General features: G+C 70.1%; 12 protein-coding genes and 1 pseudogene. 10 read left to right on the top strand and 3 right to left on the bottom strand.

Annotated elements, in window-relative coordinates; genetic code table 11:
• Positions 1 to 55 precede the first annotated feature (55 nt).
• Together BT364_RS22170 and BT364_RS22155 are read right to left on the bottom strand one after the other, a co-directional pair.
• The gene (locus tag BT364_RS22170) at positions 56 to 613 is read right to left on the bottom strand and encodes a hypothetical protein (RefSeq protein ID WP_256260150.1); all 558 of its coding nucleotides are present in this window, start codon (positions 611 to 613) and stop codon (positions 56 to 58) included.
• A 1,084-nt stretch (positions 614 to 1,697) separates the two neighbouring features.
• On the bottom strand, positions 1,698 to 2,333 hold the full coding sequence (locus BT364_RS22155; protein ID WP_256260149.1) for a hypothetical protein: 636 nt from the start codon (positions 2,331 to 2,333) through the stop codon (positions 1,698 to 1,700).
• Positions 2,334 to 2,362: 29 nt separating this feature from the next.
• Here BT364_RS22155 and BT364_RS22150 point away from each other — a divergent pair, with 29 nt between their 5' ends.
• The 10 genes and pseudogenes from BT364_RS22150 to BT364_RS22105 all read left to right on the top strand — a co-directional run bounded on the left by BT364_RS22150 (position 2,363) and on the right by BT364_RS22105 (position 25,757).
• Entirely contained in the window at positions 2,363 to 5,224 is a 2,862-nt protein-coding gene (locus tag BT364_RS22150) for a glycosyl hydrolase (RefSeq protein WP_107408283.1), read from the top strand.
• A gap of 102 nt (positions 5,225 to 5,326) precedes the next feature.
• Positions 5,327 to 7,012, top strand: coding sequence for a glycoside hydrolase 5 family protein (locus tag BT364_RS22145; protein WP_072486964.1), 1,686 nt, complete (start codon positions 5,327 to 5,329; stop codon positions 7,010 to 7,012).
• 97 nt (positions 7,013 to 7,109) lie between these two features.
• Positions 7,110 to 7,490: pseudogene (locus BT364_RS22140) on the top strand (phosphotransferase); the annotation flags it as partial.
• Positions 7,491 to 7,614: 124 nt separating this feature from the next.
• On the top strand, positions 7,615 to 9,123 hold the full coding sequence (locus BT364_RS22135; protein ID WP_072486963.1) for a glutamate synthase subunit beta: 1,509 nt from the start codon (positions 7,615 to 7,617) through the stop codon (positions 9,121 to 9,123).
• Positions 9,124 to 9,624: 501 nt separating this feature from the next.
• Complete coding sequence (locus BT364_RS22130; protein ID WP_072486962.1) at positions 9,625 to 10,491, top strand: sterol desaturase family protein; 867 nt, start codon at positions 9,625 to 9,627, stop codon at positions 10,489 to 10,491.
• A gap of 51 nt (positions 10,492 to 10,542) precedes the next feature.
• Positions 10,543 to 20,010, top strand: a complete 9,468-nt coding sequence (locus tag BT364_RS22125; RefSeq protein ID WP_072486961.1) for a non-ribosomal peptide synthetase/type I polyketide synthase — start codon at positions 10,543 to 10,545, stop codon at positions 20,008 to 20,010.
• Positions 20,000 to 21,682 carry a phytoene desaturase family protein gene (locus BT364_RS22120; RefSeq protein ID WP_072486960.1) on the top strand — a complete coding sequence of 561 codons (1,683 nt, stop codon included), beginning with the start codon at positions 20,000 to 20,002 and terminating at the stop codon, positions 21,680 to 21,682. Before BT364_RS22125 ends, BT364_RS22120 begins: the two co-directional genes overlap by 11 nt.
• A 20-nt stretch (positions 21,683 to 21,702) precedes the next feature.
• Positions 21,703 to 23,427 (top strand): phytoene desaturase family protein, encoded by a 1,725-nt coding sequence (locus BT364_RS22115; RefSeq protein ID WP_256260148.1) that lies wholly within the window; start codon positions 21,703 to 21,705, stop codon positions 23,425 to 23,427.
• The gene (locus BT364_RS22110; protein ID WP_072486958.1) at positions 23,424 to 24,479 is read left to right on the top strand and encodes an MDR family NADP-dependent oxidoreductase; all 1,056 of its coding nucleotides are present in this window, start codon (positions 23,424 to 23,426) and stop codon (positions 24,477 to 24,479) included. Before BT364_RS22115 ends, BT364_RS22110 begins: the two co-directional genes overlap by 4 nt.
• Positions 24,480 to 24,554: 75 nt before the next feature.
• Positions 24,555 to 25,757 (top strand): cytochrome P450, encoded by a 1,203-nt coding sequence (locus BT364_RS22105; RefSeq protein WP_072486957.1) that lies wholly within the window; start codon positions 24,555 to 24,557, stop codon positions 25,755 to 25,757.
• Between the two features lie 24 nt (positions 25,758 to 25,781).
• On the opposite strand, the gene BT364_RS22100 is transcribed toward BT364_RS22105, so the two are convergent.
• Positions 25,782 to 26,660, bottom strand: coding sequence for an NmrA family NAD(P)-binding protein (locus BT364_RS22100; protein ID WP_256260146.1), 879 nt, complete (start codon positions 26,658 to 26,660; stop codon positions 25,782 to 25,784).
• Positions 26,661 to 26,663 lie beyond the last annotated feature (3 nt).

Genomic DNA, 26,663 nt, shown 5'->3' with positions numbered 1-26,663 from the left:
CCGTACGGCTTCGGTCTCCAAGACCCACGTGGGTCTTGGAGACGAGACCGGCCACTCAGTACGGAGCCATCACCAGGTCGCCGATCACCTGTTGCCCGACCTGCCCGGCCAGCCACGGTGCGCGCTCGGCCTCGATCTGCTTCACATGGACGAAGACGGTGTGGTCGGTCGCGGGCTCCTCCAGTTCGAGGTCGCGGACGTTGACGCACAGCGTCACGAACGCACCCCTGGCACCGCCGGCACCCAAGCCGACTTCGGGGGCTTCGGGCCAGCCCATGAAGTCCCACCGCACGGTGGCCGGGCTGCCACCCAGCGCGTCGAGGAACGGCCCCACAGCCTCCGGCGGAGTGGCCCAGCTCCTCAGCCGGACGGGCAGGTGCGTCGACGGGTCGTCGCCCTTCGCCGACGAGCCGCTCCTGCCTCCTTCCGCCCACCACTCGGCGTCCGGGAACAACTTCAGCAGAGGTGTCAGGACGTGCGCCGAGGAGATGAGCACTTCGAAATCGACCTCCAGGTCCCGGAGATCGGCGATCCCGAGCAACCGCTCGACCACTCGCAAACCCTCTGCGAGATCAGCCGTCCTCAGGATGGGCTGCGCATATGAGTTGGACATGGCGGCCATTCTGCCACCGGCACTTCGTCGGCCGGTGGGCCCCTGTGGGTCGCCGGCGAGTACCCCCGTCCCGAGCCGCCGGAGGGGCAGTTCGCCCTGCCAACCAGCGGACCGGCGAGGCGACGGCCCTGGAGCAGAGCCACCTCGGCCGGACCGAGAAGCGGTGTGCGCGCCCGGGGCGGCCGAGCCGCTGTGGCGACGGGCCTGGTGCTCGGGTACTACGGGTACGCCGAGTTCGGGCGGGACGGGGCGGGCAGTCTCCGCCGCGTCGTGGGCCTGGGCGGCGTTCGCCGGTCTCTGGGGGATGGAGGGCCTGCTGTACGCCGTGGACCTCCACCACATAGACGTGGTTGGCCTCGTTGGTCGAGGAACTCTGCCGCTCCGGGTGGCGCCACGCGTCGCTGATCGTCACGATCACGCCGACAGGCCTGCGCCGGGCCCGTGACGTATCCCCTTAGGGTCAATACCGGTGATTTAGGTGTTTTTCTGGTGCTTGCTGGTTGGTTTGGTGGGTGGGACCAGTGTGATTGCTGCTGTGGGTGGTCGGGGTGGGTTGCGGTGGTGGGTGTGTTTGAGGTGCCAGTTGGACATCTTGCGTTTGATGACACGGGGGTTGGAGCGTTGCCTGCGGGGTGGCAGGAGTCGTTCCAGCAGCTCATGGATGGTGTGAGTCAGGGCTCGAGTGAGTCGTGAGAAGCCGTATCTCAACCGATCTTGGAACGTGCGGTTCGAACAGGGTTCCTGGTCGGGTGATCTTCCGGTCGTACGCACATGAAGGCAGGGCCTCCTGGTAGCTCGGGGGTGCGACCCCATTCCGAGCGGATCCCGGAGGCCCTGTTGTCGTTGTTGTACGCGCCCGCGCCCGTTGACTTCAACTCGCCCGCCGTTTCGTGCGATTGCCTCGCGCACGTGTACGGCAACGCGGCCGATCATCCCGATCGGGTGCGCCGGTATCCGTCGGACATGACGGACGCGGAGTGGACGGCCGTGCGGCCGTTGCTGCCGGTGCCGGCCTGGCTCCACGGCCGAGGCGGGCAGCCGGAAGGCTACTGCCACCGTCAGATGCTGGACCAATGCCACGAAGTTAAGGGTTCGGTGGTGGCGTCAAGGTGTCAGGGAGAGTGATCTTGTAGGTGTTCGGCGCGGTGCGGATGAGCCGGCCGTTGCGGGCCCAATAGCAGAGTTGCGCGGTGAGGCTGCTGAGGGGGCGCCCCGAAGTGGGGAGCCCGAGATGCCGCGCGATGTCCCGGGTGTGCATGGCCTGGTTGGAGTTCGCGGCCAAGATCTGACAGACCTGGCCCCAGCGGCCGGAGAGGGCCCGACTCGGGTCCTGCGTGCTGGGCAGGGCTGGTGGGTGCACGGTGATCTCGATGGCGGTGATCAGGGTGCTGTCGCGTGGACGTCCGTCGCGGTTCCAGATGTTGTAGCGGGAGGTTCCGCACTTGACGATGCGGGCGGACAGTCGCATCCGGCGCCCGGGAAGCAGCGCGTGCAGGACGCGGGCGCCGATGTGTCCCACCAGGTCGGGGCGGCTGCTCGGCCCTGAGACCGCGGTCGTTCCGACCAGGCTGACCACCGTGTCGCGGGCGGCTTCCAGAGCGACGGTGAAGCCGGCCCGGTCGGGATCGCAGCCGGGCATTGTCTCCACCGCGGTCACCATGACCGAGCGCAGGGCCTGGTAGAGGGTGAGCAGTCCCCACATCTCCTGGTTGAGACCCACCGGGTCCTTCGAACGCAGAACTCGGCCTGATGCGCATCGCCACCTGGGCACAGGACATGGGGTCCAGCGAGAAACCGGTCTGCTTCGCCCGCTACGCCTTCGCCCCGACCCCGGTCGACACCGATGACGTACGGATCGATGTGACCACCCCCGGCAACCTCTTCGATCCCGGTGCGCGGGCGACCTTCGGCGTCCTCGCCGCCCGCGACCGCGCCGTGCCCTGGAGCGTCCGCGACTACCGGGGCCGCACCGTGCGCAGCGGCACCGCCGTGGTCGACCCGGCCACCCGTGAAGGCGCCGTCGATGCCGGTGAACTCCCCGTCGGCTACTACACCTTGACGCTCCGGGGCACCGCCGGTGACGGAGTCCCGGTCGCCCGCACCGCCGGCTTCGCGGTCCAGCACCCAGGCCCCGACCCGCAGCGCACCACCGACTCCTTCTTCGGCATCAACCACCACCACCGCTCCGCCCCCGGCGACGCCTGGGACGACAGCACGAAGCTCGCGGCCCGGGCCGGAGCCGACGCGCTGCGGGTCGACTCCGTCTACTGGAGCAGCATCGAGCGCCCCAAGGGCGAGTACCAGTGGCCCGAGGCCAGCGAACGCGTCACCGCGGACTTCGGCGCACGCGGTCAGAACGGCTTGATGCTGCTGGGCTTCGGCAACTCCGACTACGGCAACATCCCGAGCACCGACGAGGCGTACCAGGCCTTCGGGAAGTACGCCGGACAGGTCGCGGAGAAGGCCGGCGGCCGGATCGAGTCGCTGGAGGTCTGGAACGAGTACTACGGCGGATTCTCCAACGGCGTGTGCTCGCAGAGCGCGAAGTGCTACGCCAAGATGCTGGCCGCCGCGTACTCCGGGGTCAAGGCGGCCGACCCGAACGTCACCGTGGTCGGCGCCTCGTCGTTCAAGGTGCCCCTTGACTGGTTCGAGGAACTGTTCAAGCTCGGTGGGCTCAAGCACATGGACGCGATCTCCATCCACCCCTACCGCGCCCCGGGCGACCCCGAGGGTGTCGAGCTCGACATCGCGGGCCTCAAGCGGCTGATGCGCCAGTACAGCCATGGCAGGGAACTCCCCATCTGGATCACCGAGCAGGGCTGGACCTCCGCCGACCGGGACGGCATCGGCGTCAGCGAGCAGACCCAGGCGCAGGCCACCGCGCGCGCCCTGCTGGAGGCCAAGGCCGCGGGGATCTCCCGCTACTACTGGTACGACCTGATCAACGACGGCAACGGGCCCAGCAACGGGGAACACAACTTCGGGCTGCTGCGCAAGACGGGCCCGGAGGCCAACGGGCTCAACCCGAAGCCCGCCTACCTCGCCTACTCCACCGTCGCCCGTGAACTGACCGAAGCGCAGTTCACCGGCCGGCTGCGCACGGGCGAGTGCGACCTGTACGCGTACACCTTCAGGTCCGCCTCCGGCTCGCCCGGCGGCGGCGCGGTGACCACGGCCCTGTGGAGCGGCGACCGCTCCGGCACGCCGGTCCGGGTGCGGACCGGGAAGCCGGTCACCGTGGTGGACATGCTCGGAGCGGAGCGAGTGCTGGAGCCGGTGGACGGCTGGGTGCATCTGACGGCCACCGGCGCACCGGTCTATCTGCGGGCCGCGGTGGACAAGGTCGAGGAGACACCGCTGCTCTCGCTGTCCGCGCCGAAGGACATCGCGGCGGGCGCCGAGGTACCGGTGACCGCCACACTCGACAACCGTGCCACGGGCCACGGTGACGGGGCGCCGACGCGCAGGCGCACCGCGGTCTTCGAGATCGAGGGCGAGCGGGTCACCGTCTCGGCGGCGCCCGGCCGGCGGGCGAGCGCCGTGCTGAAGGTCCCGGCCGGTGACATGCCCGGCAGCCGCGGCCTGGCGGCGGCGGTCACCCTCGACGGGAAGCGGGCCGGCGCGGTCGCGACCGGCACGCGGGTGACGGCCGAGCCGGTGACGGTCGACGTGTCCCCGGAGATGTCGGTGAAGGGTGCCACCCGCACCGACCGGCTGGCGGTGACCGTCACCAACCACTTGCCGGACGCATCGGTCGGGGTGACCGGGATCGGCTGGTCCTTCGGCGACCGCACCGGAACGATCGCAGGCGTCAGCAGCGGCAGCGGGGGTACGGTCCCGCCGCTGGCCACCCGCACCTTCCGTGCCACCGTCGACGGAGCCTGCGCCTACGCAGTCCGGCCCGTCGAGGTGACCGCGAGGCTCGCGGACGGACGCACCGCACACGACAGCGACTCCTTCGGCTTCAGCCCGATCGCCAGGGCCACGCCGCACCTGGTGGACGGCAGGCTCACCGGACTGGAGAACGTCCCGAAGGTGGACCTCTCCGAAGTCGGCTCGTACAACGGCATCGAACTCTCCGTCGCCGACGGCGACATGTGGGCGACCTGGGACGACAAGAACCTGTACGTGTCCGCAGTCGTCCGGGAAAAGAACCACCGAACGGCGCAGCGGATCGCCTGGCTGCCTGCCGGTGACAGCATCGGGATCGGGGTCCAGCCGGGCAAACCCGGTGAGGGGCTGGGAAGTTGGGGTGCTGACTGGTACATGCTCTACGCCGGTGACACCGTGACGGAGGGGCCGGGTGTCTTCGTAGAATCCCTGCCGAAGGACTACCCGGTGGGGTCCGTGGAGGGCGCCGATGTCCGGGTCGCCCGCGACGACGAGGCCGGTACGACGACCTATCTGGTCGCCGTACCGTGGAAACGGATTGCCCCGCTGTCGCCCGGGGACCCCTCGTTCTCGCTGACCCTGACAGTCAACAAGAACGACGGTGTGGAGCGGGAGAACAACTACCGCTCGCTCGGTCTGGACGGATGGCAGACCTGGGGCGACGGGCTCAACAACTGGAAGCTGGTGCGGTATCAGCAGGTACAGCTGACCCGCTGACCCGACCCCGGCCGGCGGGCGCCGCGACACGTTGCGCGCACCGGCCGTCGTTCCCGATACCCGTCACGTCCACCATCTCGGCAGCGAGAGGGCGAAACCACCATGACCCACACCTCCATCGGCACCGACGGCACGGCCGGCCTCCGACGCCGCAACCGGCCAGGTCCACGACGCCGCTCACGCTTCTCCCGTGTGCCGGCCCTCGCTCTCGCGCCGGCCCTCGCACTTTCCCTGCTCGTGGCCCTTCCCCCGTCCGCCCCCGCCGCGACGCACACCCTGTCGGTCACCTCCCCGAGCCTGATCTTCCAACAGGGCCAGGGAGCGGTGGAGTTCGGCTCCTCGGCAGCCTCGGTCTCCTGGACGATCACCGATGAACAGGGCACCCGGGTACGCGGTGGCACCAGCTGGCTCTCCGGCGGGAAGGCCACGATCCCCGTCGCCGGCCTCGCCCCCGGCTACTTCGGACTCTCCCTGCACGCGGGCTCCTCCACCGACCCGACCGACCTGCGCACCTCGTTCGCCGTCATCGAACCGGTGCCGGACGGCGTGGTCGGCCCCGCCTCGCCGTTCGGCGCCGCCGTGCACATCGGACGCGCCGGCTGGGGCCTGAACGTACTGGACGAGGTACGCAGGACAGGCATCGCCCACATCCGCGAGGACGCCTGGTGGGACCGGTTCGAGACCAAGAAGGGCAGCTACACCTTCCCGGCCGCCTTCTCCGCCGAAATGGCCCGCGCCCGCGCGCTGGGCATCACCCCGATGATCATCGCGAACGGCGCCAACCCCCTGTACGACAAGGGTCATACACCGAGCACCCCCGAAGGCATCGCAGCCTTCGGGAAATTCGCCGCGGCGGTGCTGAAGCAGTACGGCCAGAGCAACGTCGAGGTGCTCAACGAGTACAACGCTGGAACTTTCAACAACAGTGCCTGCGGAAAGAGCGCCGCCTGCTACCTGGACGTGCTCAAAGGGGTGTACCAGGCCGTGAAGGCCGCGGACCCGGGCGCCTCGGTCGTCGGCCCGGCCACCATCGGCATCGGCAACTGCGTGGCCGCCGACGGCACCAAGTGCTTCGCGCCGGACCTGATCGACCGCGGCGGACTGAAGTCGATGGACGCCTACAGTGTCCACCCCTACCACTACCCGGGCGGACCGGAGTGGCTGGGCGGCTCCGGCGACACCATCGCCGGCCTGCGGCAGCGGATCCGCGCCGCCAACGGCGGCAAGGACAAGCCGATCGTCCTCAGCGAGATGGGCTGGCCCACCGACACCGGTCACGGCACCACCGAACGCCAGCAGGCCGACAACCTGATCCGGCTCTACGCGATCGGCCTGGCCAACGGTGTGACCCGGGTCTACTGGTACGACCTGGTCGACGACGGCAGCGACCCCACCAACAAGGAACAGAACTTCGGCATGCTCCGGCAGCCCGTGACCGCCACCACCGCGAACCCGGTCTCGGTCACCGCCAACGCCCCCAAACCGGCCGCGGTCGCCCAGGCCGTGGTGGCCCGGATGCTCGGCGGCAAGACCTACGCGGGCACCGACGGCCTGTCCGCACCGGCCTACTCCCTCCGCTTCACCGGCAGCGGCACGACCCGCGTGGTATGGGCCACCACCGCCCGTGACCTCACGGTGTCCGCGACCGGTCCGGTCACCCTGGTCGACTCCTGGGGCCGACGCTCCGTCAGGCAGCCGACGGACGGCCGCTTCACCCTGGAGGCCGGCCCGTCCCCGGTGTTCGTCGAGGGCCCCGTCACCGGCGTCGGAGCGGCGACGCCACAGTGAGTCCGGCCGGGAAAACGGGTCGACAGGCGAGTGCCGGGCACGCTGTGATGGCCGGCACTGCCCGCCGCACGCAGCCGGCCGGAGGCAGGAGCCGTCCTTGACCACCGAGCGAACGGTGGACATCCACCCCGCGATCGACACCGCACTCGTCCGGCGTCTGGTCGACACGCAGTTCCCCCAGTGGGCGGGGCTGCCGCTGAAGCCGCTCGACCGGTCCGGCTCGGACCATGTGATCCACCGGCTCGGCGAGCGGCTCTCCGTCCGGCCGCCCCGGCACGCCGGGGCGATCGGGCAGGCCCGGAAGGAGTCCGTGTGGCTGCCCCGGCTCGCCCCGCGCCTGCCGCTGGCCGTCCCGGTGCCGATGGGGGTGGGGGAGCCGGACTTCGGCTACCCGTGGCCCTGGGCGGTGTCCCGCTGGCTGGACGGCGAGGTGGCGACCGTCGAGGGTCTGGCGGACTCGGCGGAAGCCGCCGTGCGCGCGACCCGCCGGTAACCGTTCCGGCCGGACCGAAGGGGTGCCACCGGCACGCTGGGCCGGTCGACAAAGCAGGCGTACGCTGGCAAAAACGCCTGCACACCGCGAGTGAGCGATGGAGGCTGCCATGACGGACCCGCACGGCTTCCTCAAATTCCCCCGCCGGCCCGTCCCGGCACGGCCGGTCCAGGAACGGCTGCGCGACTGGAACGAGGTCTACGCGGGACAGGTGCGGCTCCCGCTCGTGTCCGAGCAGGCCGGGCGCTGCATGGACTGCGGGATCCCGTTCTGCCACAGCGGCTGCCCGCTGGGAAACCTCATCCCCGAGTGGAACACGTACGCCAGACGGGCCGACTGGCGGGCCGCGGCCGAGCGGTTGCACGCGACGAACAACTTCCCGGAGTTCACCGGCCGGCTGTGCCCGGCACCGTGCGAGGACGCCTGTGTGCTGACCATCAACGCGGACCCGGTGACCATAAAGAATGTCGAGCAGGCCATCGCCGACCAGATCTGGGAACGCGGGTACGCCTCACCGCGGCCGCCCGAGCGGCTCAGCGGGAAGACCGTCGCCATCGTCGGCTCCGGTCCCGCGGGCCTGGCCGCGGCACAGCAACTCACGAGAATCGGCCATACCGTCGCCGTCTACGAGCGCGCCGACCGCATCGGCGGACTGCTCCGCTACGGCATCCCCGAGTTCAAGATGGAGAAGCGCCATCTGGACCGCCGCATCGAGCAGATGCGGGCGGAGGGCACCAAATTCCGCACCGGGGTGGACATCGGCCACGACCTCGACGCCGCCGAGCTCACCGAGCGGCACGATGCGGTCGTGATCGCGGTCGGCGCGCGAGGGCAACGGGAACTGCCCGTCCCCGGCCGTGAGCTGTGCGGCATCCATCAGGCCATGGACTATCTGACCCTGGCCAACCGCGTCACCGAGGGCGACTGCGAAGCGCCCGCCGTCACCGCCGAGAGCAAGCATGTGGTGATCGTCGGGGGAGGGGACACCGGCTCGGACTGCATGGGGACCGCGCTGCGCCAAGGGGCTGCCTCCGTGGTGCAGTTGGACATCAACCCGGAGCCCGGCGACACCCGGCGGGACAGCGAGCCCTGGCCCGTCCATCCGAAGGTCTACCGGATATCCCATGCCCACGAGGAGGCCCGGGGGCAGGAAGGCGCGGATCCGCGGGTCTTCGCCTCGGCCACCCTCCGCTTCGAGGGCGACCGGTCCGGGCAGGTGCGGGCGCTGCACCTCGCGGAAGTGGAACCCGAAGGCAGAAGCCCCCGCCCGGAGACCGAGCGGAGCATCCCGGCGGACCTGGTACTGATCGCCCTCGGCTTCTACGGCCCCGAACACGGCACGGGGCTGATGAGGCAGCTCGGACTCACACTGGACGACCGGGGAAACTTCGCCCGGAACGCCGGTTTCGGGGCAAAGACGACGGAGCCGTCCGGGCGGGCGGCCCGCACCCGGACGGATGGGATCTTCATCGCCGGAGACGCGGGGCGCGGCCAGTCCCTGGTGGTGTGGGCCATAGCGGAGGGGCGGTCCGCCGCCGCCGCGACGGACCGCTTCCTGAGCGGTTCCACGGTGCTCCCGGCCCCGATCGCACCCCAGGACCGGCCCCTGGTGGCCTGAGCACCCGGGGGCGGACTCGGGGCGTTCCTTGTCGTTCCCTGCTGTTCGGGGAGCGGCGCCCGGAAGAATCGAAAAGACTTGTCGGTATTACTAGTAATTCATATTCACGGTTGACCGGGTGGTCCGGGTGTCAGTCGCTATTCTTGTCATGGCCGCCGCCGGGCATCGCGACGCGGCTTGAATTCGACGGTTGAGGTCGCCGAGTAGGGAAAAATCAGTAGAGCGGGCCCCCGGTGACGGCATCTGGGGTCCGCGGGGCCCACGAGACGGCTCGCACCACACTTCATCCCACATCCCCCGCACGTGACAGGTGGCGTCCGGCGCCCCGGTCCTGTGCGTCCGCAGCTATTCATCAGTTTCTCTTTCACGGTCCGTGCGCTTTGCCGTGCACGTTTCCGTGCTGGTTCCTTTCGTGAAGGTGCTTGAGTGGAAAGTTGTGAGCCGTTGCCCGGCAGTGATCCGGAGGTGAATTCCGGTCGGGTCCGGAGGGAGGTGGCGCCGATGCCCTCCGCGCGCGCTGTCGTGCGCGTATCGGCGTACCCGTTCCTGCTGGCGGGTACGGTTTCGGTGGCCGCGGCGGCGTTGTGTCTCGACTGGGACCCCGACCGTGTGAGCCCGCTCTTCCTGCTCGGCGTCATTTCCTATCTCACGGCGCTCGAACGCCTGATTCCGCACCGGCGGTCCTGGCACCCGAACGCCGGTGAATGGCGTTGGTACGGCATCTATTCTCTGCTGACGATGGTGGCCAGTGCCTTTGCGCAATATCTGGTCTCCGCGGTCGTCTCCATGCTGTCGCCGAGCGAACCGGCGCTCAATCTCTGGGCGGAAATACCCGCAGCTCTGTTGACCGGTTCACTGGCCAGTTATCTGGTGCACAGGCTCGGTCACACCAACGCGATACTGTGGCGCGTGCACGGTGTGCACCATGTGCCGGAAAAGGTCAACGTCGCCAATAACGGCGTCAACCACGTACTCGATATCGTGCTCGCGCAGGGAACCGTTCAGCTGGCTCTGGCCCTGGTCGGTTTCTCCCGTGGCTCGGTGCTCGTCGTGGGCCTTTTCGTGGCTGCCCAGGGCTATTTCGTCCACGCCAACATCGACGTGCGCATCGGCCGGCTCAACCATGTGCTCGCCAGCCCCGAGCAGCACCGTCTGCACCACAGCACCGAACTGTCCGAGGCGGGTCACTACGGCTCGGACCTGTCGATCTGGGACCACTTCTTCGGCAGTTACACCTGGCGGCCCGGCCGTGAACCGGTCGCGGTCGGCCTGGGCGACCCCGCGTCCTTCCCTCGTACCGGGGAGATCGTTTCCAGCCTTCTCCACCCCTTGCGCCGTGCGAAGGGGCCCGGGACCGGTTCTGCCTGAACTGCCCTTCCATATGCCGTGCCGCGGCGCCACGACTCTAGGAGTACAGCCTTGCCCGACGTGAACAGTGCCTCTGTGAGCGACAAAGTAGCGATCATCGGCATCGGGTGCCGACTGCCCGGCGGTGCGTCGGACCATCGCGCGTACTGGCAGAATCTCATGGAGGGCAAGGACTGCATCACACCGACACCGGCCGATCGCTACGACGTCGGCAGCCTCGGCAGCAGACACAAGGAGAAACCCGGACGCCTGATCGGCGGACGCGGGGGATACATCGACGGCTTCGACGAGTTCGACCCCGCCTTCTTCGGCATCAGCCCGCGCGAGGCCGACCACATGGACCCTCAGCAGCGCAAACTGCTGGAGGTCGCCTGGGAGGCGCTGGAGGACGGTGGCCAGCGGCCCGCGGGGCTCGCCGGCAGCAACACCGCCGTGTTCGTCGGTGCGTTCACGCTGGACTACAAGATCCTGCAATTCTCCGACCTGGGCTTCTCGTCACTCGCCGCCCACACCGCCACCGGCACCATGATGACGATGGTCTCGAACCGTCTCTCGTACTGCTTCGACTTCCGCGGACCGAGCCTGTCGATCGACACCGCGTGCAGTTCCTCCCTGGTGGCGGTGCATCTCGCCTGTCAGAGTCTCAACAACCGGGAGACCGACCTCGCGCTGGCCGGTGGTGTCCTGCTCCACATGGCGCCGCAGTACACCATCGCCGAGACGAAGGGCGGATTCCTTTCGCCCGACGGCCGTTCACGCGCCTTCGACGCCACCGCCAATGGCTACGTCCGCGCCGAGGGCGTCGGCCTGGTCGCGCTGAAACGGCTGGACGACGCCCTGCGCGACGGCGACCCCATCCACGCGGTGATCCTCGGCGCGGGGGTCAACCAGGACGGCCGGACCAACGGCATCACCGTGCCCAACGCGGACGCCCAGGTCTCCCTCATCCGGCGTGTCTGCGGCGAAGCCGGCATCACGCCCGGCGACCTTCAGTACGTGGAGGCGCACGGCACTTCCACGCCCGTCGGCGACCCGATCGAGGCGAACGCACTCAGCCGGGCGCTGGCCGAAGGCCGCCGGCCGGACGCGCCCTGCTACGTGGGCTCCGTCAAGACGAACATCGGGCACACCGAATCGGCGGCCGGCATCGCCGGCCTGATCAAGGCCGTGCTCTGCCTCAAGCACCGCCTCATCCCGCCCCACATCAACCTGGAGCAGCTCAACACCGCCATCGACCAGAGCTCCTCCCCGTACCGCATCCCGACCGAGCCGACGGCATGGCCCCAGCACGAAGGACCCGCACGGGCCGGGGTGAACTCGTTCGGATTCGGCGGCACCAACGCGCACGTCGTGCTGGAACAGGCACCGGAGAGGGGCGCACCCCCGGCCGCGCCCGGTGAACGGGCCTGGAATCTCCTCCCGTTGACCGCCCGTGCCCCGGAAGCCCTGCCGGAGGTGGCGGCCGGCATCCGCCGCGAGCTGGCAGGCGTGGACGGGCCCGGGGTGTCTCTTCCCGACCTGGGCCACACACTGGCCCACCGCCGTCAGCACCTGGAGTCGCGGCTCTCCATCGTGTACTCCTCACGGGCCGGACTGGACGAGGCACTCGCCGCCTTCCTGCACGGCGAGCCGCACCCCGGGGTCGTTCACGGCAGGCAGCTCGAAGCCGAACAGCGCGGCCTGGTCTGGGTCTTCACCGGCATGGGGCCGCAGTGGTGGGGGATGGGCCGCCAGCTGCTGGAGGGCGACGAGGTGTTCCGGGACGCGGTCACCCGCTGCGACCGGGCCATCCGCTCGATCGCGGGCTGGTCCCTCATCGAGGAGATGAAGGCCGACGAAGCCGGATCGCGCATGGGCGAGACATGGCTCGCACAACCGGCCAACTTCGCCGTCCAGGTGGGACTCGCGGCCATGTGGCGCCAGTACGGCGTGCGGCCCGACGCCGTGGTCGGTCACAGCACGGGGGAGGTCGCCGCCTTCTACGAGGCCGGGGTCTACACCCTGGAGGACGCGGTGAAGGTGGTGGTGCACCGCAGCCGGCTCCAGCAGAAACTCACCGGCACCGGCACCATGCTCGCCGTGAGCCTGCCCGAGGAGGAGGCGCAGTACCGGGTGGCGGCGTTCGGGGACCGGGTGTCCGTGGCCGCGGTCAACAGTCCCTCGGCGGTCACCCTGGCCGGCGACCGCGACGCGCTGGCCGAACTCGCGGACGGGCTGCGTGCCGAGCAGGTCTTCAACAAGTTCCTCACGGTGCAGGTCCCGTACCACAGCGCAGGCATGGAGTCGATCAAGGACGAACTGCTGACCTCGCTGGACGGACTCGACCCCCGCGCGGCCAAGGTTCCGGTGTACCTGACCGGGCAGGAAGGAACGGCCCACGGCAGCGAACTGGACGCGGCCTACTGGTGGAAGAACGTCCGCCACCGGGTTCGCTTCCGCTCCGCCGTCGACCGGCTCGCCGACGACGGGTACGGACTCTTCCTGGAGATCGGCCCGCATCCGGTGCTCGGCCACTCCATCCGCGAGTGCCTCGAAAGCCGGGGGACGGCCGCACGGACCCTTCCGTCGATCCGCCGCCAGGAGAACGAACCGGAGCGCTTCGCAGCCTCGCTGGCGGAGCTGCACAACCTCGGCGTATCCATCGACTGGGACACCCTGCACCCGGCGGGCAGACCTGTGGTCCTGCCCCGCTACCCCTGGCGACGCGACCGCTACTGGACGGAGCCGGCGCCCGTCGCCCAGGTCCGTCTCGGCCGCGCCGACCATCCTCTGCTGGGCCGCCGCACCGAGGACACCGAGCCGACCTGGCACGCCACGCTGGACACCGAGCGGCTTCCCTACCTCGAAGACCACCGCATCCAGTCCACGGTGGTCTTCCCAGCGGCGGGCTACCTGGAGATGGCCACGCAGGCGGTCCGCGCCCTGACCGGCGGCACCCATGTCGTACTCACGGACATCGAGTTCCGCAAGGCACTGTTCCTGCCCGAGGGCGAGGACCGGGCCGTGCGTCTGACCCTCTCCTCGCAGAACGCCGCGTTCACGATCGCGTCGGCGAGTCAGGACGAGAGCGGCCGGTCGGTGCATGCGAGCGGCGTCGTGCGCTCGGGGCAGCCGCGCCCGGCCGGACCCCCCGCCGACACCGAAGCACTCCGGGCGCGCACCCGGCGCCGGCTGGGCGGCGAGGACTGCTATGCGGCACTCGCCGACCTGGGCTACCACTACGGGCCGGCGTTCCGGGCCATCGAAGAGGTGTGGATCGGTTCCGGAGAGGTCCTCGCCCGGCTCCGTCCGCCCACTGTGATCGGTGACGACGCGGCCGGACACCACATCCACCCCGTGCTGCTCGATGCCTGCTTCCAGTCGCTGCTGACGACGCAGCTGCCCGACACCGGAGCCGAAGGTGCGGGCGAACCGGACCGGCAGACGACCGGGATCCGCCTTCCCCTGTCGATCGACGAACTGCGCCTCGCCCCGGTGGGGGACCGGCCGATCTGGGTGCACGCGACGGTGACCCGCGGCGACGCGGACGAGCTCGTCGGGGACATGGCCCTCTACGCGGAGAGCGGCGAGCCCCTCGGCGGCATCCACGGCTTCCGCGCAGCCGACGTGGAGAAGGCGTCCACCGCGGTCGGTCTCGGCACGATCGATTCCTGGCTCGCCGAGACCGTCTGGGTCGACAGCTCCTTCGAGTCCGCCGAGGAAGCGGCAGGGGACGGAGCCGGCCCCGGCGACGGCTCCGTGTCCACCGGCGGCGACTGGCTGGTGTTCGCCGACCGCCAGGGCGTCGGCGACGCCCTGAGCGACCTGCTCGCCGCGCGCGGCGAGCGCTGCCACCTCGTACGCCCGGGTGACACGTACCGAAGAAGTGGTGAAGGCAGCGAGTTCACGGTCGTCCCTGGGTCCGTCACGGATCTGGAGCGGATCTTCGCCGACCTGGGCGAAGAGAGCGAAGGCGAAGACGGCGGCGGGGGAGCCGTCGGCCACGTCGTGCATCTGTGGAACCTCGACCTGCCCCACCTCGCCGAGGCCTCACCGCAGGACCTCGTACGGCACAGCGGCACAGGGGCGTACTCGCTGATCGCGCTCGCCCGGACGCTGCTGCGCCGCGAGACGGCCGGCCGGCTGCACATCGTGACCCGCGGCGCCCAGAGCGTCGAGCCCGGCGAGACCGTCGAGCCGCTGGGCGCGCCCGCGTGGGGAGTCGGGCGGGTGCTCCGGCACCAGGAGCTGCTCTCCCACCCCGGCAAACTGATCGACCTGGACCCCGGCGCGCAGTGCGACGACGCACGTCAGGTCGAGGCCCGGGCGCTTCTGCGTGAGCTCCTGACCGACGACGAGGAGGAGATCGCGCTGCGCGGCGCGGGCCGCCTCACCAGCCGGATCCGGCAGGCCGAACAGCTGACGCACCCCCTTCCGCTGCGACTGCGCACCGACGGGAACTACCTGGTCACCGGCGCTTTCGGAGCGCTCGGCCGCCTGCTCTGCCGGACCCTTGTCCGACGTGGGGCGCGCAGTCTGATCCTGGTCGGACGCACCGTCCTGCCGGAGCGCTCCACCTGGCGGGCCCTGGACCCCGGCACCGTCGAAGGCCGTGCCACCGCCTTCGTCAAGGAGCTGGAGGCGCTCGGGGCGCGGGTCGTCCTGGCACCGCTCGACATCACCGACGAAGCCGCGTTCACGTCCTGGCTGGATGCCCACCGGCGCACCGACCCGCTCCCGGTCCGCGGCGTGTTCCATCTCGCCGGCCAGGTCCGCGACACGCTCGTCGAGGACATGGACCGCCGGACGTTCGCCGAGGCCCACGACCCCAAGGCCGTCGGTGCCTACCTGCTGCACCGCCACCTTCGGGACGAACCGCTGGACCACTTCGTGCTGTTCGCCTCGATCGCCTCTCTGCTGACCACGGCGGGCCAGACCAACTACGCCGCGGGCAACGCCTTCCTGGACGCGCTGGCCCACCACCGCCGGGCACTCGGGCAGCCGGGGCTGAGCGTGGACTGGGGCCCGTGGGCCACCGGCATGATCGAAGAGCTGGGGCTCGTCGACCACTACCTCCACAACCGCGGGATGAGCTCGCTCGCCCCCGACGTCGGCATGGCCGTGCTGGAACGCGTCATCGGCCAGGACCGCGCCCAGCTGCTCGTCGCCACGGTCGTCGACTGGCCGGTGTTCCTCGCCTGGTACGCCTCACCGCCCTCACTGGTCGCCGATCTGGCGGAGGCAGCCCCAGCCGGTACGGTCACCGGGCCGGGCGAGGGCGTCCTCGACACCTTCCGCGACGCGGACCCGGCGGAACGCCTGTCCCTGGTGACCGGGCGTTTCATCGCGCTGACCGCTGCGGTGCTGCGGACGGGCCCCGACCGGATCGACCCGGAGGCGGGGCTCAACGCGCTGGGGCTCGACTCGCTCCTGGCGATGGAGCTGCGCGCCCGGATCAGCTCCGAGCTCGGCGTCGCCCCGCCCGTGGTGGCCCTGCTCAGCGGAACTCCCGTCGTCGAGCTGATCACCCAACTCCACGACGCTCTGGCCGAGCTGGTCGCCCACCAGGCCGGAGGAGCCGACACGGCCGCGGTGGAGGTGTTCGAGGACGAACTCCGCCACCCGCTGACGCAGAACCAGAAGGCCCTGTGGTTCCTCAGGCAGCTCAACCCCGAGGGCTACGCGTACAACATCGGCGGCGCGGTCGAGGTCCGGGTCGAACTCGACCCCGACCTCATGTTCGAGGCCGTCCGCTGCATGGTGGCGCGCCACCCCGCGCTGCGGACCAACTTCCTCACGGTGGACGGCGTCCCCATGCAGCAGGTGTCGCCGGAGGCGAGCGCGGACGTCGCGCTGTTCGACGTGCAGGACCAGGAGTGGGAGGACATCCACAGCACGATCGTCGCGGAGTATCGCAGGCCGTACGACCTGGAGCGCGATCCGCTCTTCCGCTTCCGTCTCTTCAAGCGCGCCGACGACCGCTGGGTGATCATGAAGGCGGTGCACCACATCGTCTCCGACGCGATCTCCACGTTCACCTTCATCGAGGAGCTCCTCGCGGTGTACGAGGGGTTGCGCCAGGGGCACGCCCCCTCGCTGCCGCCCGTCACCGCCCGCTACCTGGACTTCCTCAACGCGCAGAACCGCTTCCTGGCCGGACCCGCCGCGCCGCGCATGCTCGACTACTGGCGCTCGCACCTGCCGGCCGAGGTCCCGACCCTGGAACTGCCGGTCGACAAGCCCCGTCCCGCCGTGCAGACGCACAACGGAGCGTCGGAGTTCTTCGTACTGGACACCGAGCTCACCGCCCGGGTGCACACCCTGGCCCGCGAGCACGACGTGACCCCGTTCATGGTGCTGCTCAGCGCCTACTACCTGCTGCTGCAGCGCTACTCCGGCCAGGACCAGGTCATCGTGGGCAGCCCTGTGACCGGCCGGACCGAGCAGGAATTCGCCTCCGTCTACGGCTACTTCGTCAACCCGCTCCCGCTCCACGCGGACCTGTCCGGCGATCCCCCGGTCGCCCGGCTGCTGCAGCAGGTCCGTACGACCGTGCTGGGCGGCCTGGACAATCAGGAGTACCCGTTCGTCCTGCTGGTCGACGAGCTGGGGCTGCAGCACGACCCCAGCCGCTCCGCGGTGTTCCAGGCCATGTTCATCCTGCTCACCCACAAGGTCGCCACCGAGAAGTACGGCTACCGGCTCCAGTACATCGAACTCCCCGAGGAGGAAGGCCAGTTCGATGTGACGCTGTCCGTCTACGAGGACGAGGCGGAGCGCCGCTTCCACTGCGTCCTGAAGTACAACACCGACCTGTTCCTGCCGGAGACCATGCGGCGGATGGCATCGCACTACACCGCACTGCTCGACAGCATGACCCGGGCTCCGGCCGACCTGCCCACCTCCCGGCTGGAGATGCTGGACGCCCGGGAGCGCGAGCTGCTGGTCGGCGAATGGAGCAGCGCCGGGCGCACCGCGCTGCCCCCGGGGACGGGAGCCGGTGAGGCGGACGCCTTCCGGCCGGTGCACCGGCTGATCAGTGAGGCCGCCGCCCACTGCCCGGACGCGGTGGCCGTCACGGCCCCGACGCCCCACGGGGCGGCCCACCGGATGACGTACGGGGAACTGGACCGCAGGTCCGGGGAGCTGGCCCGGCGGCTGCGGGGCGTCGGGGCCGGCGCCGGCTCGGTGGTGGCGCTCTGCCTGGACAAGTCGCCCGAGCTCGTCGTCGCGCTGCTCGCGGTCCTCAAGGCCGGCGGCGCCTACCTCCCGGTCCCGGCCGACCACCCGGCCGACCGCGTTGCCCACACCGTACGGGCCGCGGGTGCCACCCTCGTCGTCACCGAGGACGACGCCTGCCGCGACCGGTTGGCGGGACTCCCGGTTCCGACGCTGACCCTGCGCGAGCTGCACGAGGCCGCGCCCGCGGCGGACGACTGGAGCGCGACCGATTCCGGCGCCGAGGACCCGGCCGGCCCCGACACGCCCGCGTACGTGATCCACACCTCAGGCTCGACCGGCCTCCCCAAGGCCGTGCGGGTCAGCCACCGCAACCTCGCCTCGGCGTACGGAGCCTGGCTCCAGGAGTACCGGCTGGACCGCGACGTGCGGGTGCACCTCCAGATGGCCGCCCCGTCGTTCGACGTCTTCACCGGAGACGTGGTGCGCGCACTGTGCTCGGGCGGCAGCCTGGTGCTGGTCGACCGCGATCTGCTCTTCGACACCGAGCGCCTCTACACCACGATGCGCAAGGAGCGCGTCGACTGCGCGGAGTTCGTGCCGGCCGTCGTGCGCGGCCTCATGGACCACTGCGAACGCCGGGACCTGCGGCTGGACTTCATGCGACTGCTGGTCGTCGGATCCGATGTGTGGAAGGCCGGGGAGTACCGCAGGCTGCACGAGCTGTGCGGGCCGGGGACCCGTCTGATCAACTCCTACGGGGTCACCGAGGCAACCATCGACAGCGCCTGCTTCGAAGGACCCGTCGACGACCTGGAACCCGGACGGACGGTGCCGATCGGACGGCCCCTGAGCAACAGCACACTCCATGTGCTCGACCGGCACGGTGAACCGGTGCCGCCCGGGGTGCCCGGCGAGCTGTGGATCGGCGGCGACGGCGTCGCCCTCGGCTACGCCGGCGACCCCGAGCTGACGGAGCAGCGCTTCGTCACCCGGACCCTGAGCCGGGAGCCGGGCGCGAGCCCCGTACGCCTCTACCGCAGCGGGGACGCGGCGTGCTGGGACGCGGACGGGCAGGTCCATCTGCTCGGCCGGGTCGACGGCCAGATCAAGCTCCGGGGTCACCGGATCGAGCTCGGCGAGATCGAGGCACACCTCGCCCAGTGGCCCGGCCTGGTCCGCGCGGTCGTCACGGTGCGCCCCGACGCCCGGGGTGAGGACGTCCTCTGCGCCTACTGCGTACCGGACGAAGGAGCGGCACCGGACCGGCGCGCGCTGCGCCGGCACCTTGCCGACCGGCTGCCCGCGTACATGGTTCCGGCACACTTCGTCACCCTGCCGGAACTGCCGCTGACCGCCAACGGCAAGGTCGACCACGCCGCCCTGCCGGCGCCCCGGTTCGACGCGGACGACGAGCCCGAGGAGAAGCCGCGCACACCCTTCGAAGTGAGCATGGCCCGGCACTGGAAGGAACTGCTGGGACTGGAGCGGGTCGGCCTGACACATGAGTTCTTCGAAGTCGGCGGCAGCTCCATCAAACTGATCGAGCTGATCCACCGGCTGCGCAAGGAGTACGGCGTCGGCATCCCCGTCAGCCTGCTGTACCGGGTGACGACCCTGCACGGGATGGCAGCGTCGCTGGAGCACATCGCCACCGGCTCGGACTTCGACGACGTGCCCTGCCTCAGCTTCAACAGCGATCAGGAGCGGACCGTGTTCTGCTTCCCGCCGGCGGGCGGCCACGGACTCGTCTACCGGGAGTTCGCCGCCAGACTGCCCGATTACCGGCTGATCGCCTTCAACTACGTCCCCGGCGCGGACAAGGTGGCCCAGTACGCCGACCTCGTCGAGACCCACCGGCCCGAGGGGAGATGCCTGCTGCTCGGCTACTCGCTCGGCGGCAACCTCGCCTTCGAGGTGGCCAAGGAACTCGAGGGCCGGGGACGCGAGGTCGCCCATGTGATCGTGCTGGACTCGCACCGCATCCTCGAACCGTACGTACCCGGTCCCGAACACATCGAGTTCTTCGAGGCGGAACTGGCCGAACACCTGCGCAAGCACACCGGATCGGACGCCGTCGCCCGTGAAACGCTGGACCACGCGGCGGAGTACCTGGCCTTCTGCGGACGCACACCGAACCTCGGAACGGTGTCCGCGACCGTCAGTGTGGTCACCGACCAGGAGAAGACGGCCCTCTACGCCGCCGACGCACGCGGCACCTGGCACGGTAGCTCGATCACGGCCACCTCCGTGCTGCGCGGCTCCGGGATCCACGCCGACATGCTCGACCCCAAGCACGCGGCCCGCAACGCAGAGCTGGTACGCGGCATCCTCCAGGAGGGCGGCGCCGATGCCCGATGAGGCGGAGGACGAGTGGAGCACCCGTGACCGGGCGGGGGACGGCGCCCCCCGGGTCATCGTCATCGGCGCCGGCGTCGCGGGAATGTCCACCGGGTGCTACGCGCAGATGAACGGGATGCGCTCCCGCATCTTCGAGAAGCACGTACTGCCCGGCGGCTGCTGCACGGCCTGGTCGCGCGACGGCTACGTCTTCGACTACTGCATCGAGTGGCTGATCGGCACGGCCGCCGGCAACGAAGCCAACCAGGTCTGGCGCGAACTGGGGGCGCTCGACGGCAAGACCATCACCAACTTCGAGATGTTCAACCAGGTCGTCGACGAGACCGGCCGCTCCGTGACCTTCTACAACGACCCCGACCGGCTGGAACGCCATCTGCTCGAACTCTCGCCCGCCGACGCCCGGCTGATCCGCTCGTTCTGCCGGGATCTGCGCAGGTTCATCGACATCGAGCTGTACCCGTTCCTGACCGCCCCCGCCCTGCGGACCGTACGCGAGAGAGCGGCGTTGCTGCGCACCGTCCTGCCCGCGTTCCGGCTGTTCTGGCGCACGGCCTCGACGCCGATGCACGCATTCGCCGACCGGTTCCAGGACCCGCTGCTCCGCCGGGCGTTCCGCAACATCTTCTTCCAGGACCCGGAAGGCTTCCCGCTCCTGCCGTACCTGTTCAACATGGCCGGCGCCCACCACAACAATGCCGGTTTCCCGCAAGGAGGTTCGCTGGGCCTGTCCCGGTCGATCGAGGAGCGCTACACATCGCTGGGCGGCCGGATCAGCTACCGGGCGCGCGTCGAGCGGATCCTGGTCGAGGAAGGGCGCGCCGTCGGGATCGAACTGCGCAACGGCAGGCGGTACTACGCCGACCATGTCGTCTCGGCCTGCGACGGCCACACCACGATCCACGGCCTTCTGGAGGGCCGGTTCACCGGACCCCGGATCGACAAGCTGTACGACGAACTGCTGCACCGCCCCGGAACCCTGTTCCCCGCGGTGGTCTCCGCCTTCGTCGGGATCCGGGGCGAGCTGGGCCCCGGCCGGCCCCACAGCACCACATATCTGCTCGCCCCGGAGGACGCCGCGCGACTGCCCGGCGCGCTCCAGAGCAGTGTGGTGGTGCAGCTGCGCTCCGACTACTCGGACGGATTCGCCCCGCCCGGCAGATCGGTCGTCCACTGCACCTACTTCAGCGACTTCGGGTACTGGAAGGAGCTGCGCGCCGCCGACCGCAAGGAGTACCGCGAGAAGAAGCGCCAAGTGGCCGACTTCGTCAGGGGATTCCTGGAGCGCCAACTGCCGGGGGTGGGTGAGCGCATCGAGCTGGTCGATGTCGCGTCCCCGGCGACCACCCGGCGCTACACCGGCAACCACGACGGTTCCATCCTGGCCTGGAAGGCGTTCTCCGAGGCCGACGACATCGCGGCCAAGCTGGTCGGCAAGGACCGTATGCGCCTGCCCGGCCTGCGCGGATTCTCCATGGCCGGGCAGTGGGTCGGCATGGGCGGACTGATCCGTGCCGCGTCCACCGGGCGGTTCGTCGTCCAGTACCTCTGCGACGAGCTGGGGCGCGGGTTCACGGCGTCCGAGAGCCGGGGCACCGAGCCCTGGCACCCCGGGAAGCTGGGCCGGCTGCCCCAGCTCGACAAGTGGTCCATGCGTGGTGACACCCGCACATGAACACCGAGGAGAACAGGGACATGCCGCGTACCGAACGAGAGTCGATGATCATCATCGGCGCAGGGCTGGGCGGTCTCTCCACCGGCTGCTACGCCCGGATGAACGGCTACCGGACCCAAGTCCTGGAGATGCACGAACTGCCCGGCGGCTGCTGCACCGCCTGGGACCGCGGTGACTTCAGGCTGGACCCCTGCGTCAGCTGGCTGCTGGGCAGCGGCCCCGGCAATGAGATGCACCAGATCTGGCTGGAGCTCGGCGCGCTGCAGGGCAAGGAGGTCAGGCACTTCGATGTGTTCAACGTCGTACGCGGCACATGCGGCCGGGCGGTCTACTTCTACTCCGACCCCGACCGGCTCCAGGCCCACCTCACGGAGCTCTCGCCCGCCGACTCCGCCCTGATCAGGGACTTCTGCAGACAACTGCGCGCCTTCCGCAAATGTCTCGCCGTCTATCCCTTCCTCAGACCGGTCGGCCTGATGCCGCCGATGGAGCGCTGGCGGATGCTGGCCTCCTTCATCCCGTACTTCAACGTCGTGCGCAAATCCATCGGCGTACTCATGACCGACTTCTCGGCCAGGTTCAAGGACCCTCTGCTGCGCGAGGCGTTCAACTTCATCCTCTACGAGAAGCACCCGGCCTTCCCCGTACTGCCGTTCCACTTCCAGCTCGCCTCGCACGCCAATCTCTCCGCAGGCGTCCCCGAAGGCGGATCGCTCGGACTGGCCGAGTCGATCGAGCGGCGCTACCGCGGGCTCGGCGGCGAAGTGACCTACAACGCCAAGGTCGAGGAAGTACTGGTCGAGGACGACCGCGCGGTCGGGGTACGGCTCAGCGACGGGCGTGAACTGCGTGCCGACATCATCGTCTCGGCCTGCGACGGACGCACCACGATGATGGACCTGCTGAAGGGCCGCTACCTCAACGAGGCGTACCACCGCCTCTACACCCGGACCATCGAACAGCCCGGCATGGTGTTCCCGGGATACTTCACACTCTTCCTCGGCCTGCGCCGGGAATTCCCCGACGCCGACCCCTGCACCACCTATCTGCTCGACGAGACGGAAGCGGCCGGCCTGACCGGCATCCGGCACCCCAGCATCAACGTCCAGTTCCGCAACAGGCATTATCCGGAGCTCTCCCCGCCCGGGACGAGCGTCGCGTACGTCACCTACTTCTGCGACATCGCCCCCTGGCGCGCCCTGGACGAGGGCCCGGAACAGGCGACCCGGACCCGAGGCGGGAAGGAGCTCCACACGCTTCCGGTCCGCCACGGCCGCGGCTACTACGCGGCCAAGCGCCGGGCCCGCGAGACACTCGTGGCGTTTCTGGAGCGACAGCACCCCGGCATCTCGGACGCCATCGCCGTACGCGATGTGTCCAGCCCGCTCACCCAGGTGCGGTACACGGGCAACTACGACGGCACGGTGCTCGGCTGGCAGCCGTTCGTGGAAAGCGGGGAAACGCTGGAGAAGCTCGTCAAGAAACACGGCCCCGGCCTGCCGGGACTGCGGAATTTCTACCAGTCCGGAGTCTGGGCCACCACGGGCGGTCTGATCCGCGCGGCGGCGGCCGGCCGCCACGTCATGCAGTTCATCTGCCGCGACGACGGCCGCGAGTTCACCGCGTCCGTCGACCGGAGCGGTCCGCCACCGACCCACCGGGTCATCGAGGTGGGGCCGCGGCCGGTGCCACGGCCCGTCGCAGAGGGCCGCCCGGCCCTCGTCGAGAGAGAGGGAACGGGATGAGGGCCAGGAAATGGGTGGTGCGCGAGCACATCGAGGGCGTCCCCGACATCGAAAGGGTCTACGGACAGGTCGAGGAGGAGATCGACACCGAACTGGCCCCGGACGAGATGCTCCTGAGGACGCGCTACGTATCGGTGGACCCCTACCTCCAGGGCATCGCGCTGGACACCCCGCTCGGTGCGCACATGGGGGCCGACTCGATCATGGAAGTGCTGGAAGCGGGTCCGGAGGCGGCCCACCGCCCCGGTGATCTGGTGCAGGGATTCGGCGGCTGGCGCACCCATCTCGTGAGCAACGGCGCGCCCACCCCCTGGCAGACCGGGACGTTCCCGATGGTCTTCCCGGCCTACCGCCGTCTGGACCCCCGCTGGTACGACGACGCGCTGCCGCTCCCCACCGCGCTCAGCGTCATGGGCGGCCCCGGCATGACCGCCTGGGGCACCCTGACCAAGTTCATGTCGATCCGCCCGGGGGACACCGTTGTGGTCAGCGGCGCCTCCGGATCCGTCGGCTCACTGGTCGGCCAGCTGGCCAAGCTCGCGGGTGCCCGGGTCGTGGGCACCACGTCGACGGCGGAGAAGGCGGACTACCTCGACGAGCTGGGATTCGACGCGGTCGTCGTCTACCGCCACGGAGACAACCGCGAGGCCGTACGGGAAGCCCTCCTGTGGGCCGCGCCGGACGGCGTCGACAAGTACTTCGACAATCTGGGCGGCCCCGTCACCGACGCCGTGTTCTCCATGCTCAACATCGACAGCCAGGTGGCCGTGTGCTGGCAGTGGGCCACCCAGGTCGGCCGTGACGTCACGGGACCGCGGCTGCTGCCGTACATCATGTTCCCGCGCGCCCACGTGCGAGGCATCTTCTCGCTGGAATGGTTCACCGACGAGAACTGGCGCGCGCTCCACGACGAGCTCGGGGGCCTGATCCGGCGGGGCGAGGTGCGCTGCGGACACACCCTCCACCACGGCTTCGAGAACATCCCCGACGCCTATCGGAGCCTCTACCAGGACACCGGAGCCAGCCGGGGCAAGGTGCTGGTCGAACTCTGACGCCGGCCCCGCAGCACCGCATCCCGCCCGTACCCGCCCAGCAGTCCGCCGTACCCACGCAAGCCAGGAGGTCCCATGTCCTGCCCCGCCGACGCCCACGTCCGCCCCGGCCCGCCGATGCCCCCGCTGCACCGTCTGACGTTCGACCCGCCCGGCCCGCCCAGGCCCGTCGAGTTACCCGATGGGACACGGGCCTGGCAGGTGAGCCGCTACGCCGACGTCCGCAAGGTCCTGACCGACAGCCGATTCGGACGCGCACGGCTGCACCCGCCGGACGCGCCGTCGCTGTCGGGCGAATCCGGGCTGGTGAGCAGCCTCGACCTGATCTTCAACCAGGACGGCGAGGACCATCTGCGCCTGCGTCGCACCATGCGGCGTGCCTTCACACCGCGGGCAGTCGCCCGCTGGCGGCCCTGGATCGAGACGATCGTCGAACAGAGCCTGGACGAACTCGCGGAAGGCGATCGTCCGGTGGACCTGGTGGCCGGCTTCACCCTGCCGCTCCCGGTCGCGGTGATCAGCAGACTGATGGGGCTCGATACCGATGCCCGGGAGCAGCTGCGCCACTGGAGCCAGTACGCCTTCTCGGACGGCTCCCATCCCGAGGAGGAAATGACCTCCGCGCTGGCGGAGTTCGCCGTCTTCGGAGCGAAGCTGCTGTCCGAGCGGCGCAGCACACCGGGTGAGGACCTGACCAGCATGCTGGTCAAGGCGGCCGACGAGGAGGGCGGCATCCCGGAGGGTCAACTCGTCGACCTGGTATGCGGGTTGGTCGTCGGCGGCCATGACAGCACCATGACGATGCTGGGCAATTCGCTGCTCTATCTGCTCGGTGAACGGCCGGAGGCCTGGCCGCGTCTCGGGGCGGACGAAGAGGCCGCCGGGGCTTTGGCGGAGCGACTGCTGCATCTGATTCCGCTCGGCGACGACCGGGGGACCGCGCGCCATGCCGCCATCGACACGGAGGTCGGCGGTGTGACGATCCCGGCGGGTTCGGTGGTGCTCGCCGACTGCGGCTCGGCCAACCGCGATCCCGACGTGTTTCCGCCCCGGCCGTTCGACGACCTCTTCGCACCCCTGGCGGCGCCCACCCTGGCGTTGGGGGCGGGCTCGCACTACTGCCTGGGGGCCTGGCTGGCCCGGCTGGAGCTCCAGCTCGCGCTGCACCGGATCGCCGCCCGCTTCCCCGGTCTGCGTGTGGCCGAGCCCGCCGAAGAGGTCGAGTGGCACCTGGGCACCACTTCACGCAGCCCGCGGCGGATCGTCGTCACCTGGTAGGGGTGGCCGTTCGCGGGGCGGGCGTCACACGGCGGGCTTCGGCCAGTCCTGTGCGTCCGCCCACGCGGCGTAGGAGGTCCAGGGGACAGCGGGGAACTGCGTCCGCAGCGCCGCCATGTCCACCTGGTAACCGCTGTCCACGAAGAAGCTGTACATGGCAAACATATCGGGGTTCGCGGTGCGGAGGTCCTCCAGCGAAGACTGCCGGAACGCGACCGTGCCACCTGCGGCCCGCCCGATCTCCGCAGCCATCCGGACCGGTGTGGGATCGTCGCCCGCCACCTCGATCCGCTGCCCGATCCAGCGGTCCGGATCGGCGACGACCGCGGCCACGACACGGCCCAGATCCTGCCGCGCCACCTGCTGGATGGAGGTGTCGCCGGGAACCGGCATGGTGAGCCGACCGGCGGCCACCTCGTCCACAGCACCCAGTGCGTTGTCGTAGAAGTAGGCCGGCGCCACCACCGTCGCCGGCAGCCCCGAGGCGGCCAGCAGCTTCTCGGTCCTGGCCTTGGTCTCGAAGTGCGGGACACCCGTGTCGCGGTTCGCACTGGCGACGGAGGCCATCACCAGATGCGGCAGAGCGGCGTCCGCGGCGGCCCGCACGATCGCCGCGCCCTGGGCGACCTCGGCGTCCAGGCCGTCCTGGAACGGGGTGGTGACGGCGAACGCGGCGGTGGTGCCCCGGAACGCATCAGCGAGCGTGGCCGCGTCGAACAGATCCCCCGGCACGACCTCCGCCCCGGCCGCCGCCAAGGCCCTGGCCCGTCCGCTGCCGGGATCGCGCACCACCGCGCGCACGGCGCGTCCCGACTCCAGCAGGGCGGTGGCCACCGCGCCGCCCTGGCCACCGGTCGCGCCGAGTACCGCGACGGACATGAGGTCTCCCTGATCGAGCGACATGTG

The sequence above is a fragment of the Streptomyces atratus genome (assembly GCF_900119365.1).
In the GTDB taxonomy this organism is placed as follows: domain Bacteria; phylum Actinomycetota; class Actinomycetes; order Streptomycetales; family Streptomycetaceae; genus Streptomyces; species Streptomyces atratus_B.
The sequence above is the reverse complement of the archived record's forward strand: the minus strand, read 5'-3'. Positions and strand labels throughout refer to the sequence as shown.